This is a genomic window from Acinetobacter sp. YH01008 (genome assembly GCF_013420435.1).
GTDB classification, from domain to species: domain Bacteria; phylum Pseudomonadota; class Gammaproteobacteria; order Pseudomonadales; family Moraxellaceae; genus Acinetobacter; species Acinetobacter pseudolwoffii.
In genome coordinates this window covers 45,061-58,217 of the sequence record NZ_VOYD01000012.1, presented here as the reverse complement: position 1 = coordinate 58,217, position 13,157 = coordinate 45,061, and the positions used below count along the sequence as shown (strand labels likewise).

The window sequence follows — 13,157 nt, the reverse complement described above, 5'->3', positions numbered from 1 at the left end:
CCGTTTACTCAGGTGTACGTACCAGACTTAAGAAGTGCAAATGACGTTCATATTGGTCAATGATGTCCTGTAATAGATCTTCTTGGGTCCATTCCATCACATCATAGCCCTGCCCGCCTTCTCTTAAAAAAACTTCTGCCTGATAAGAATCTACGCCCGCATTCTCCAGTTCAGACATAAAGCTTGGACTTAAAGTCTGGGTGGCATTGACCTGATAGATAAAATTAATTTCATCCTGATGATCAACACGGAGCTGTATACCGTCTTCTAGCGGGCTAATCGCCACGTGTAATCGGCGCCGTTTCAATTCACTTTGAAAGCTGAGAAATGCCTTATTCACTGTATTGTGAATATACTGCTGCACCTCTTCCTGAGTGTGCGGATAATGCATAATCAGGCCTAATCGCTGTTGCCAGCTGCGTGGATTCTGGATTGCACGCGGGGTGATCCGTGCAGCTTGCAGCGCATGCATTTTGGTGACATCCAGATGTAAGGCTTTGATTAATCCCCAGCACATCAGCAGCATAATGAATGTAAATGGCAAAGCACTCATGATCGTGGCCGATTGCAAAGCCTCTAAGCCTCCTGCCAGTAAAAGGATGATAGCCAGTAAAGCCATGAGTACGGTCCAGAACAGACGCTGCCAGGTCGGTGAATTTTCACTTTTTGCTGTCAGATAATCAGTCACCAATGCTCCTGAATCGGCAGAAGTCACAAAGAACAGCATCACCAGTAAAGTCGCAATGATACTGGTCACTGAGCTGAAAGGCAGATTAGCTAAAAATTCGAATAGAGCCACAGAGGAATCACGTTGAACTGCTTCTAGCAAGCTGGTATTGGCTTCATGCATAATGCTATACAGCGCAGCATTGCCCATAAAGCCCATCCAGATCAGGGTAAATCCAGTCGGGATCAGCAATACACCCACGATAAATTCACGAATACTGCGCCCTTCCGAGACCCGGGCAATAAACATCCCGACAAATGGCGACCAGGAAATCCACCAGGCCCAGTACATGATGGTCCAGCCCCCAATCCAGCCACTTGGCTGATAGGCATACAGATTAAAGGTCATACTGAACAGATTTGAAACATACTGGCCGGCATTCTGAATAGTCGTCTGTAACAGATAAATACTCGGACCTGCCACAAAAACAAAAATCAGCAACAGCAGTGCAAGTACCAAATTTAGTTCAGATAAACGTTTAATTCCTTTGTCTAATCCAAAAAATACGGAAGTCGCCGCCATGGCACTGACCACAATAATCAAAATGACCTGAGTACTGGGTGCCTGTTCAATGCCAAACAAATAGTTCAAACCTGAATTGATTTGGGTCACCCCGAAACCAAGCGTGGTGGCCACACCAAATACCGTACCAATGGTGGCAAAGGTATCGACGCCATCTCCAATCGGGCCATAGATTTTTTTGCCAATCAGCGGATACAAGGCTGAGCGAATTTTTAAGGGGAGTTGATGCCGATAAGCAAAATACGCCAGCGACAAACCGACGAGCGTATAAATGGCCCAGGCATGCAGCCCCCAGTGGAAAAAGGTGACCCGCATAGATTGTTGTGCAGCCAGTACAGTTTCCGGTTCACCGGCAGGTGGCGTGACATAATGCATCACCGGTTCGGCCACGCCAAAGAACATCAGTCCAATCCCCATTCCTGCGGTGAATAACATCGCAAACCAGGAGGCACTGCTATATTTCGGCTGGCTATGGTCGGGTCCCAGTTTGATTTTGCCCATATCCGATAGGGCAATATAAACTAGAAGGATGAGAAATATCGCCACCGACAATACATAGAACCAGCTAAAGGAGGTGGTAATCCACTGGTTCAGTTGCTGGGTGAAAACTGAAAAAGCATCGGGTGCAAATACGACCAACGCTAAAAATATCGCAATAATGGCGACAGTACTAATAAAAACATTTGGATTGATATTGGCAAACCAGGATGGTTTTGTGGAAGGCATACCTCCTCCATTTTTTAAAAATTGGATCGACAAACAGCGTCAAATAATTATTGGTAAGGTCAAAATGATCAGACAGATTCAGTCTATGGAAGCTAGATCTCCTGCTATTTTAGGATGTTACACAAAATAAAGCCGTTAAGTTACTGTAACCAATACAATAAAAGGATGAACTTCATTACTCAGGCGGGTTTTCTCTATTTTTCACGTTCTTTTTATGAGGTAGACGTGCGATATATTGCAAGGCAATTAAGCGAGAAACAATCAGGGCCAAATACATCACCCCGACAAACATCTGGATAATTGCCAGCATCCGTGCCAGCGGACTGACCGGCATCACATCCGACAAGCCCGTGGCGGACTGGACACTAAAGCTGAGAAAGATCAAATCTAGCCAAGGCTGATGGGCTTGCAAGTCAGGATCTGAAAAGCTGTAAGGCACCCATAACTGGCAGACACTATAAAGAAAAGCAAAGCCCCAGGCCAGTAAGGTAAATACCGCTCCAGCTGCAAAGAGTTCATCTTTGGTAAGATAGCGGTCATGAAACATATAACGCAACAGGCCATAAGCAGCACTAAAATATGCACTGGCTTCAAACAGATTCGCCGTCACATAGACCCAGGTATAGCGCAGGCCCAAAACAATCAGTGAAGAAAATAGAATTGCGCCGGCCACAAAGCTGAGTCCTAAAATGGTAAACATCGGCGTCTGGCGAATGACCTTGGCAATGACCAGTAACACCAGGACACCGAGCATCCAGGTGATTGCCCGATAGGGCAGGTTTTCATAACTCAACATGGACAAGATCAAAATCAGCAATTGTAAACAAAGCAGCCATGCTGAGGGCAGATGGGTAAAGCTGTGCCAGAACTGCTGCAAAGATTGCTTCATAATGCCCTTCTTGTTGCTATTCTTGTTACTATCTTCATGTAGGGAACACATTGTTATGGTTAGCCGCTTTTAACATAGCATGCTCAAAGTCGCTTGCAGATATGCGATTTGTATGAAAATTACTGAAATAACGCTGCACAAATCCAGCCAGCTCAATTCAATACGGCGTTTATACTAAAGAAAAAACTTGATGATATCTCCATAAAAAAAGCCCCTGACGGGGCTTTTTTTAGCGTAGCGGAGATCTTAGTGATCCGATGCGCCTGAGATACCAATACCAGTTTGTGAGCGTACAAACTGCGCATCAAAGGCTTTGCGTTCTGCCTGAGCCTGTGCCGAATTATCCGTCACAGAGAACAACCAGCAGCAGAAGAATGACAATGGCATCGCGAAGATTGCAGGACCATTGAACGGGTTCACTGGCGTATCAGAAATACCCAAAGTATCGACCCATACTGCTTTAGACAGCACAATCAAGGTTACTGCTGTTACCAGACCTGCAACACCACCAATCACTGCACCACGTGTCGTCAAGCCTTTCCAGAACATAGACAATACCAGTACCGGGAAGTTGGCACATGCTGCAACCGAGAATGCCAGACCGACCATGAAGGCTACGTTTTGTTTCTCGAATAGAATCCCGAGAATCATTGCAAAGATCGCAAGACCTAAAGTCGCAATCTTAGACATACGTAGTTCAGAGGCAGGCGTAGTTTGGCCTTTCTTCAACACGTTGGCATACAAGTCATGCGAAATAGCTGAGGCACCTGACAGAGTCAAACCAGCAACGACTGCAAGAATCGTGGCAAATGCAACTGCAGAAATGAAGCCCATGAACAGGTCGCCGCCCACTGCATCAGACAGGTGCACCGCCGCCATATTGTTACCACCAACAAGCTCCAGCTTGCCAGTCACCGCCATTTTTGCAACATCAAGGAATTGCGGGTTGTTCGATACATACAGAATCGCACCGAAACCAATGATGAAAGTGAGCAGGTAGAAATAACCAATAAAACCTGTAGCAACCACTACTGATTTACGCGCTTCTTTGGCATCTTTTACCGTGAAGAAACGCATCAGGATATGTGGAAGACCTGCTGTACCAAACATCAATGCCAGACCTAAAGAAATCGCATCAATCGGATTAGACGCCAGACTACCCGGACCCATGATCTTGGTCGCATCTGTCAGGCTCAAGTCATGTACTTTTGAATAAACACCAATCGCCTGTTCAAACATGTTGGTAAAGCTGAAGCCCACGCCTTTCATGACCATGAATGCCATAAAGGTCGCACCAGACAGCAACATTACCGCCTTGATGATCTGTACCCAGGTGGTTGCCAACATACCGCCGAAAATTACGTAGGCCATCATCAACAAGCCAACGATCACGACTGCAATGTTATAGTTCAGACCGAATAGAAGTTTGATCAGCTGACCTGCACCCACCATCTGTGCAATCAGGTAGAACGCCACCACAACCAGTGAACTTAAAGCAGCCAAGGTACGTACCGGTTTTTCCTGCAAGCGGAAAGATACTACGTCTGACAGGTTGTATTTACCCAGGTTACGCAGACGTTCTGCCACCAGGAACAATACGATCGGCCAACCGACCATAAAGCCCAGTGAATACAGCAAGCCATCAAAGCCTGACAGGAACACCATCGCGGAAATACCCAGGAATGATGCTGCTGACATATAGTCACCGGCAATGGCCAGGCCATTCTGGAAACCAGAAATACCGCCACCGGCCGTATAGAAATCTGTGGTGCTGGTGGTTTGTTTCGCTGCCCATTTGGTAATGAACAGTGTTGCACCTACGAAAATCACAAACATGATAATTGCAGGCCAGTTGGTTGGTTGCTGTTCTGCGGCACCCAGATCAGGACCAGCAAAAGCCATACCTGAAGCCATAAGGGTGGTCGCCAGGGCAATAAGAGAATTCCATTTCATCTTAACGTGGTCCTTTTTCATGAGCGATTGCTTCAACTTCACGGATTGCTTCTTCGGTCAATTGATCCAGTTTGTTATTGGCAATGTAGGAATACACACCACACAAGAGAAACGACAAAACAATGATGCCCAGACCGAGTGGAATACCCCACGTGGTCACACCACCTGAAAGTGAAGACAATAGAAACTCTTTGTTATAGCCGACCAAAAGCATGAAGCCGACATAAACGAATAACATGATTGCCGTAAGCGTCCAGCTAAGACGACTTTTCTTGGCAACCATTTCTTTGAATTTTGGATTTTGTAGAATGCGATCTACTTGTACCTCATCCATAATTACTCTCCTGAAGCCCAACCTTGGGCCGACTATTTTTTAATTCGAATTATCACTGTTGCAAATTAACAATAATCGTAGGTGCTTGTAATTTAGACTTTGGTCGTTAAAAAATGATCAATTTAAACTGTAGCGTTCACGATGCGTTATCATAGCGGCATGCTCAGTACACATCAGGCTATATGAACAGTTGGCTCATCATAGGGGTACTCGCCCTCTATATCGCATTACTCTTTATCTGCGCTTTCTACGGGGAAAAACATGCCAGCCGGCTGAGTACCCGTGGGCGCATGCTATTGTTTAGTTTAACTTTAGGAGTGTACTGTTCCTCCTGGACCTTTTATGGCGCCACAGGTGCTGCGGTACGTGAAGGGATTATTTTCCTGCCGATTTACTTAGGCCCACTGCTCTTCGTTGCTGTCGGCTATGACATCTGGCGCCGTCTGGGACGGGTGAGACAGCATCATGCGATTTCCTCAATCGCGGACTTTGTCGCGGCGCGCTATGGTAAAAGTGGCCCGCTGGCATCGCTGGTCACCATTCTGGCAGTGGTCGCGATTGTGCCTTATCTGGCTTTACAGCTACGCGCCATTGCCCTGAGTGCCGCAGTCATTCTGGAACCATCTGCCGGAATTGCCAACACCACCAATGGGGTGCTGTTTTTGACCGGTGTACTGGCCATTCTGGCGATGATCTTTGGCACCCGGCAGATTGCCAATACTGAACAGCATGGCGGTCTGATGCTGGCCGTGGCCTTTGAATCCTTTGTCAAGCTCTTTGCCCTGCTGGCAGTCGCCTGTTTCTTTATGTTTGAAGCACCAGGAAATATGGCACAGATCAGCACAGATATCAGTACCACCTTCCGTGATGTCCAGCTGTTTGGGGTTCCGCAAAGTTTCTGGGTTCAGACCTTGCTGGCAGCCCTGGCAGTTATCTGCCTGCCACGCCAGTTCCATGTGGCAGTGGTGGAGCTGCGTGATGAAAAACATATCCGCGGTGCACGGCGCTGGTTTGCGGTTTATCTGATTCTGACCACGCTGGCGATTATTCCGATTGCCAGCTGGGCATTGCATGCGGCGCCGCAATATCTGGCAATTCCAGATGTGGCGGTCCTGTCCTTACCCCTCAGCTATAATCAGGACTGGCTCACTTTATTGGCATTCTTGGGCGGCTTTTCCGCATCTACCGGGATGCTGCTGGTGTCTTCTGTGGCACTTTCCATCATGCTCAGTAATGATCTGATTATGCCAGCGCTATGGCGTTTGAAACTGATTTCCCGACATGATAAACGCTTGCCGCTGGTACTGAAATTTACCCGCCGGATCTGTATTCTGGGCGTGATGTTAATGGGCTTCCTGTTCTTCAACTTCTTTAATGATATTGATCAGCTTTCTGTTTTTGGCCTGTTGGCCTTTAGTGCGGTAGCACAATTCGCCCCTGCCCTGATCGGTGGCCTCTACTGGCGCGGTGGTAGTAAGCAGGGCGTATATGCGGGTCTGTTGACCGGTTTTGCCTTGTGGTCCTATACCCTGCTATTTCCCACCATTCTGCGCAGCCTGCCAGAAGCCTATCACCGCTTTAGCCAAAATCTGCTCACTAACGGCCCTTTTGGCTGGAACTGGTTACGTCCTGAAGCGCTGATCGGTTTCGAATCGTTTGATCCGCTGACGCATGGGGTGGTCTGGGCACTGGGCCTGAATACAATCCTATATATTTGGATCTCGCGGATTTTCCGTCCGAGTATTGCCGAACAGATTCAGGCTGAAAGTTTCTTCTATTATGAAACCAAGCCACTGCCATCGCAGAGTCCCTCAACTGAAGTCAGTTATTCGCATCAGGATGTGGCGCGTTTAAAAGTCGGCGATCTGATTACCCTGGCCAAGCGCATTACCGGTGAAGGGCCCACTACCCGCGCTTTTCAGCAATTTTGTACCCAAAACAGTGTCGAACTGAATGAAAATAGCAGCGCCAATGGCATGTGGTGGCGTTTTACCGAACAATATCTGGCCGGTACCATCGGGGCAGCTTCGGCACGTACCCTGCTGACCACGGCCATGGTCAATAATGGCCTGGCCTTGGGTCAGGTCGCCAACATTCTCGATCAGGCCTCGCAATGGCAACGTTTTAACCAGAATCTGATCATGACCATGATTGATCACATGACCCAAGGGGTCAGCGTAGTCGATGAAAACATGTGTCTGGTGGCCTGGAATAATCAGTATCTGAAACTGTTCGATTATCCGACCGATATTGTCTATGTCGGCTGTCCAATCGCAGATCTGATCCGTTATAACGCCGAACGTGGTGAATGTGGGCCGGGTTCGGTCGAAGAACATGTCCGCAAGCGTATTCACTGGATGCAGGTCGGCAGTGCCCATGAATTTGAACGGATTCGTAAAGATGGCCGGGTCATTCAGATGCGTGGTAATCCGATCGAAGGGGGTGGTTTCGTTACAACTTTCGCCGATATTACTGCCTTCCGTGAAAATGAAGCCGTCTTGGAAGCCCGGGTTCAGGATCGTACTCAACAGCTGGCCGATGCCCTGTCCGAGCAGCAACTGGCGCGTGAACAGGCCGACAAAGCCAATATGTCGAAAAGCCGCTTTATTGCCGCCGCCAGTCATGACCTGTTGCAGCCGATGCATGCGGCGCGTCTGTTCAGTACTGCCTTGGAACAAAGCGTCCAAAATGACGAAGACCGCAAGACCTTGCAGCAACTGGATCGTGCCCTGCATGGTGCAGAAAGCATGCTGTCTGCGCTACTGGATATTGCCCGACTGGAAGGCGGTACCATTCAGCCGAAACGTCAGGCCTATCCGCTACATGACCTGCTGAGTGATCTGGAACTGCAGTTTAAATCCATTGCGGCACAACGTGGCATTCAATTCAGTGTGCATGATGCGCAGTTCTGGATTGATACCGATCCACAGTGGATTCGCCGGATTATCCAGAACTTTGTCAGTAATGCGCTGCGTTATACCGCCAAAGGTAAAGTGATGGTCGGGGTCTTACGCTCCAGTACCAAACCGAATCATATCCGCATTGGCGTCTGGGATACCGGACCGGGGATTGCCGAAGAACAACGTATCAAGCTGTTTCAGGAGTTTGAACGTTGCGGCCATACCTCTCCATGGGGTGAACAGGGCCTTGGACTGGGTCTGGCCATCGTGCAACGCATGACCAGCATGCTGGACTATCCGGTGCATGTGTATTCGGCGCTGGGCAAAGGCTCCTGTTTTATGATTGAAGTGCCTGTCATTGCAGCACCCAAAGTCGTCGCTGCACCTGTTCAGGCCGTACCACTAAAAACCAAGGCGTTTAAAATCCTGTGTCTGGATAATGATGAAACCATTCTGGAAGGGATGGCGACCTTGTTGAGCAAATGGGGTTATCAAGTCTTTAAAGCCACCGAACCAGAGCAGGCATTGAGGCTGATTCAGCAGGAAAATATTCAGGTCTGGCTGGTCGATCAGCATCTCAATCAGAACAAGATCGGTTTAGACTTTATTCTGGAACAGCGCCGCAATGATGTTCCGGTGGCGCTGATTACTGCCGATTCCGATCCGGAATTGCCACAGCGCCTGAAAGAGCTGAATATTGTATTGCTGAAAAAACCACTGAAACCTGCATCCTTACGATCATGGTTATCCGGACTGAAAATTTCTGATTCCTAAGATTGTATTGCATTCATGAATGCCCATTTTAAAGCTTAAAATGGGCATTTTTTATACTCAACTGCCACAGAAAATCACCTAGCTTGCATAAAATTTATTCTAATGTGCTAAAAGCAGCAAATATGCCGAAAATACAGCCGAATAAATTGACCAAAATGTTCATTTTCTAATTCACCATGGCAAAAAATGACCAATCTGTACCTGTACAGCAGTACACTTATTTACAATTAATTATCTATTTGTTTTAACTCATAATTAAAGGGTAATTTTCCAGCACTATAACTTTAGTCGTATTTTTTATCAGCTATGCTTGGCTCTAAAAATAGAGGAATAAGAAACGATCAGTTTCCATCTCATACATGCCTTGATTGTTTGGGTAGCTGATCTTTCTGCATATCGGAGTTCTTCACATGAACATAGATCAAAACCATGGCCTGAATCAGGCCCAGCAGTTCCACCGTCAATATGGCGCCAATGCCTTATTGCCAAGCATTGACTGGGCACAGATCTTTAAATACAGCAAGCTGAATGATGCCCAGTATCAGGCGCTGGAAACGCTGTATCAGAGTGCAGTCCCGCTGGCACTGCAAGTTTTTGATGAATTACATTTTGATGTCTTTGAACCTTATGCTTACAAGCCGCAAGGACTGGGTCTGTTTGAACGGATTGCCGAGCAGGAAGACAAACTGCTTCAGTCTTTAGAAGCTGAAACGGCGGATCTTCCGGTGCAAACTCGTCATCAGATCTGGAGCATGTTGCTGCGTGGTGGTGCCGTCCTGGTGTTTAAGGCCTGGCTGGGTAAAGTCAAAAACGAAGATAACTGTCTGGATACTAGCCAGTTTGACGAGCTGTCTGATTTACTATTTATCAAAACCTGCCCGCATGAGCTGGCGCAGCGTTTACATGTCGATCCGAACACGCGCGATGATCATATCTTCCTGATGTATGACAATGAAGTCTATCTAGACCGTTTTAACAGTCTGGAAACGGCTGCACTCTTTGTCGATCTGGGTGTTTATGATGCGACTTTCCTGAGCCTGCGAGATGATCGCGTGGCCGAATATCTGAAATCCAAGGGTTATGTCACCGAAGATCAGATCGATGAATTGCAATGTGCTTTAAATCCGTTATTCTGCGATGATTTCACCCGCAAGCAGGATTATATTGCTTAATATATGCATGCTTTTTCACTGAATTATTCAGATAAAAAAAGACCTCCAAGGAGGCCTTTTTCCATGCGGATATACAGAACTTACATTTTCCGGTCTTCAATATTCAGTGCATTAATGGCCAATACCGCTTGTGTCCGGTTTTGTACGCCAAGCTTACGGAAAATTGCAGTCACATGCGCTTTAATGGTCGCTTCTGACACGTCCAGTTCATAAGCAATCTGCTTATTCAGCAAGCCTTCGGCCACCATCATCAATACTCGGAACTGTTGTGGGGTCAAAGACTGGATCCGTTCCGCCAAAGCCGTTTCATCGGCAGCACGCGGGTCAAAGTTCATGTTGGCTGGCAGATTTGGCGGTAACCAGATCTCACCTTCCAGCACTTCGCGAATCGCTTCACCAATATGGCTTGGATGGGCAGATTTTGGAATATAGCCCATGGCACCATGCGCAATGGCACGCTGGATAATACTGACTTCTTCATGCGCAGACACGACAATGATCGGCAGCGACGGATATTGCGCGCGGACGTGTACCAAGGCAGAAAAACCTGATGCGCCTGGCAAATTTAAATCCAGCAGCACAAGATCAGGCTCGGGGCCATTTTCTAGACGTTCATAAAATTCATTGACTGCCGCAGTTTCATGAATCTGGGCTTGTGGCAGGCTATAACGTACAGCCTGAATCAAGGCATGACGAAATAGTGGATGATCATCAACGATTAAAATATTCATAGGCAACGTGAGAGAGATCTTGGCACGGTAGCCCCTATTCTAACCACACAACCCGGTTAAGGATATGCAAGACTCTACAATTTTTAAAATAATATGCAGTTTTTCTTCAAAATCACCATTTTTCGCGGTATTTCAATAATTATTTAATTCTCATCACTTTTTTATATATAACGTATTCCTAAATTAAAAAGCTTAGCTATATTCAATATAAATATAAATATCATTCACTTATATACAAAACCCTCCTTAAGAATCAGGCCTTTGTCGTATATCGCAAAATCAGATAACTTTTCAGCTTTTCGTTATTTTACAGCCCTTCGCTGAATCGGGATTAATAGGGTCATTCCGAGATTAACCCTATTTTCAGGTTCTAAATATGTCTAATTTTAATGCGCAAAAACCCTTAAATATTGTTGCCGTATCTGGCGGTTTAAATCACCCCTCAAAAACCGAAGCCTTGGTTCAGGCCATTCTGGATGAGCTGGGTGAAGCAACACCAATCAATGTGCATTTCATTAAATTTAGCGAAATTGGTTCGCTCTTGGGCGGTGCAATTTACCGCAATCAATTGCCGCAACGCGTTCAGGATGATCTGGCAGCAGTAGAAGCCGCAGATGCGCTGATTGTCGGCACCCCAGTTTACCGCGCTTCATTTACCGGCCTGTTCAAGCATTTCTTTGACTTTGTTGAGCAAACGGCGCTGGTCGATGTTCCTGTCTTATTGGCGGCTTCTGGTGGCAGTGACCGTCATGCGCTGGTGCTTGAACATCAACTGCGTCCCTTATTCAGCTTCTTTCAGGCACAGACTTTACCGATTGGCGTCTATGCCACCGACCGCGATTTCACCCCTGCATATACCATTCATAGCGAATTGCTACGCGACAGGATTACCCTGGCTGTGGCGCGTGCATTGCCTATTCTGGAATGGGCACCGGCCAAAGGACAACGTGCCGAAGTCGTTAAAGCAAAAACCCAACAGGCCAACCAGAACTTGAGCATCAATAAACAAATCGAACAAGAAGAAGTCTTGCCCTCTGCGGCTGTACCAAGTCTGGATGCAGCAGAATCCCGCTTGCACAGTAAAAAATCAGCGCAAACGCAAGTTGCTTGATCAGCGATTTTCACTTCGAGGGTTGAAATATGTCACAACAGCAAATACAGCAAGACATCAAATTTGCGTATTGGGTTCCGAATGTCAGTGGCGGTTTTGTCGTCAGTACCATCGAACAGCGTACCGACTGGAGCTATGAATATAACGTGCGTCTGGCACAAGCAGCAGAAAAAAGCGGTTTTGAATATGGCCTGACCCAGATTCGTTTTGCGTCAAGCTATGGTGCAGAAAACCAGCATGAATCTGTCAGCTTCAGTCATGCCTTGCTCGCACAAACCAGCAAGATCAAGTTAATTGCAGCAATTTTACCCGGGCCGTGGAAACCTGCGCTTGCGGCAAAACAATTGGCCAGCATTAACCAGCTCAGCAATGGCCGGATTGCGATTAACGTGGTCAGTGGCTGGTTCCGGGGCGAGTTTGATGCGATTGGTGAAGAATGGCCAGAGCATGACCAGCGTTATGCCCGTTCAGAAGAGTTTATTCGCAGTTTGCGCGGAATCTGGAATACGGATCACTTTAATTTTGATGGCAAGTTCTATCAATTTAAAGACTATACCTTACGCCCACAACCGCTCCCGGATAAACCGGTCGAGATTTTTCAGGGTGGCAGTTCACGTGCGGCGCGCGATATGGCTTCACGTGTTTCAGACTGGTATTTCACCAATGGCAACACGCCTGAAGAGCTGAAAAAACAGATTGATGATATTCGCGAAAAAGCCCAGGCCAATAATCATACTGTGAAAATTGGGGTCAATGCCTTTATCATCGCACGTGATACTGAAGAACAAGCCAAAGCGGTGTTACAGGAAATTATTGATAAGGCCAATATCAAAGCAGTGAAAAATTTTGCTGAAGCGACACGTGAAGCCGGTGCCTCGACAACTGAAGGCGAAGGCAACTGGGCAAAATCAAGTTTTGAAGATTTAGTCCAGTATAACGACGGTTTCAAGACCAATTTAATTGGCACACCGCAGCAAATTGCTGAACGTATTGTAGTTTTAAAAAATATTGGAGTCGATCTGGTGCTTTCCGGTTTCTTGCACTGTGTTGAAGAAGTCGAATATTTTGGAGAAAAGGTGTTGCCATTGGTGCGTGAGCTAGAAGTACAACAACAGCAGGTTGTGCAGGCTAAATCCGCTTAAATCTAAGTGGTGCTTATGCCCAAATATTATAATAATGACGGCACATTGCAAATTTTCCCCTCAAGGCTCGGCTTGAGGGGTTTTTTATCCGGACAGAAACCAAGCAGTCCAGTAAAGCGCTAGCCGGATTTAGCTTTCCTGCCTACAATGGGATGCAATTGCAAGAATAGACGTTT

At 46.9% G+C, this 13,157-nt stretch carries 9 protein-coding genes; 4 read left to right on the top strand and 5 right to left on the bottom strand.

Annotated elements, in window-relative coordinates:
- Positions 1 to 4 precede the first annotated feature (4 nt).
- From FTT75_RS08630 to FTT75_RS08615, 4 genes are all read right to left on the bottom strand, one after another.
- Entirely contained in the window at positions 5 to 1,975 is a 1,971-nt protein-coding gene (locus FTT75_RS08630; RefSeq protein WP_180041151.1) for a choline BCCT transporter BetT, read from the bottom strand.
- A gap of 175 nt (positions 1,976 to 2,150) precedes the next feature.
- Positions 2,151 to 2,864 (bottom strand): ion channel, encoded by a 714-nt coding sequence (locus FTT75_RS08625; protein WP_005095099.1) that lies wholly within the window; start codon positions 2,862 to 2,864, stop codon positions 2,151 to 2,153.
- Between the two features lie 246 nt (positions 2,865 to 3,110).
- Positions 3,111 to 4,817, bottom strand: a complete 1,707-nt coding sequence (locus tag FTT75_RS08620) for a cation acetate symporter (RefSeq protein ID WP_100354923.1) — start codon at positions 4,815 to 4,817, stop codon at positions 3,111 to 3,113.
- A 1-nt stretch (position 4,818) separates the two neighbouring features.
- On the bottom strand, positions 4,819 to 5,151 hold the full coding sequence (locus FTT75_RS08615; protein WP_004890697.1) for a DUF485 domain-containing protein: 333 nt from the start codon (positions 5,149 to 5,151) through the stop codon (positions 4,819 to 4,821).
- Between the two features lie 182 nt (positions 5,152 to 5,333).
- Here FTT75_RS08615 and FTT75_RS08610 point away from each other — a divergent pair, with 182 nt between their 5' ends.
- Both FTT75_RS08610 and FTT75_RS08605 read left to right on the top strand, forming a co-directional pair.
- Positions 5,334 to 8,825, top strand: a complete 3,492-nt coding sequence (locus tag FTT75_RS08610) for a PAS domain-containing hybrid sensor histidine kinase/response regulator (protein WP_074383882.1) — start codon at positions 5,334 to 5,336, stop codon at positions 8,823 to 8,825.
- 410 nt (positions 8,826 to 9,235) lie between these two features.
- Positions 9,236 to 9,997, top strand: coding sequence for a hypothetical protein (locus tag FTT75_RS08605; RefSeq protein WP_005173201.1), 762 nt, complete (start codon positions 9,236 to 9,238; stop codon positions 9,995 to 9,997).
- An 80-nt stretch (positions 9,998 to 10,077) separates the two neighbouring features.
- Here FTT75_RS08605 and FTT75_RS08600 read toward each other — a convergent pair whose 3' ends face one another.
- The gene (locus FTT75_RS08600; protein ID WP_004281370.1) at positions 10,078 to 10,728 is read right to left on the bottom strand and encodes a response regulator transcription factor; all 651 of its coding nucleotides are present in this window, start codon (positions 10,726 to 10,728) and stop codon (positions 10,078 to 10,080) included.
- A gap of 376 nt (positions 10,729 to 11,104) precedes the next feature.
- Here FTT75_RS08600 and msuE point away from each other — a divergent pair, with 376 nt between their 5' ends.
- Entirely contained in the window at positions 11,105 to 11,839 is a 735-nt protein-coding gene (msuE, locus tag FTT75_RS08595) for an FMN reductase (RefSeq protein WP_180186253.1), read from the top strand.
- Positions 11,840 to 11,868: 29 nt separating this feature from the next.
- A complete protein-coding gene (gene sfnG / locus FTT75_RS08590; protein ID WP_180071844.1) occupies positions 11,869 to 12,981 on the top strand; it encodes a dimethylsulfone monooxygenase SfnG in 1,113 nt (370 codons plus the stop codon).
- Positions 12,982 to 13,157 lie beyond the last annotated feature (176 nt).